We start from the raw sequence: 722 nt of genomic DNA, 5'->3' as shown, positions 1-722 counted from the left end.
GGAGGCTTTGCCAACTTGGTTGGTGGGCTGGCCAGTTGGCCTGTTGCATGGGTGAAGCCCTTGGTAGACGGGTTCACGACCAAGATTCCCTCGCCCCACCAGAGGCTTCGTGTGCTTGTCTACCCGTGCGGGCTGGACGTGTCCAGCCGGTCCCTGCGTTTCCTCGCCGACCGTCTTCGTGAGCATCAACGCCGGATAGGCAGCCGCTGGCGACGGCTCCCGGCCGGTCGTCAGGCCCTGCTGACGGTGGCGCATCTGCGGAACGGAACGACGTATGCCCAGCTCGCAGCCGGTTTCAGGATCGGGACGAGTACCGTCTACCGCTCCATTCGCGAAGCGGCCGACCTGCTGGCCACACTCGCTCCGACTCTCGACGAGGCCGTCCGAGCTGCTTCGACAAAAGCGTACGTCCTGCTCGACGGGACACTCCTGCCGATCGACCGCATCGCCGCCGACCGGCCCTTCTGCTCGGGAAAGCACAAGAGACACGGGATGAACGTGCAGGTCCTCACCGACCCGTTCGGACGCCTGCTGTGGGCCTCGCCCGCACTTCCCGGCGCCGTCCACGACGTTCGCGCGGCCCGCGAACACGGCATCATCGACGCGCTCGAGGAAGCCGGCATCGACTGCTGGGCGGACAAGGGCCGCCAAGGCCACCCTCAAAACCTGGCGACTCCTCCGCAGGCTGAGGTGCTCAACCACCCGCATCACAGCCCTCGTCC

Annotated in this window: 1 pseudogene; it reads left to right on the top strand. The window is 66.6% G+C overall.

Annotated features, from left to right (window positions below):
* Positions 1-111: 111 nt before the first annotated feature.
* A pseudogene (locus tag AQJ66_RS36635) lies at positions 112-722 on the top strand (transposase family protein); the annotation flags it as partial.

Source organism: Streptomyces bungoensis, from assembly GCF_001514215.1.
GTDB classification, from domain to species: domain Bacteria; phylum Actinomycetota; class Actinomycetes; order Streptomycetales; family Streptomycetaceae; genus Streptomyces; species Streptomyces bungoensis.
Note: the sequence above shows the minus strand (reverse complement) of the source record. Positions and strands in the feature narration are given on the sequence as shown.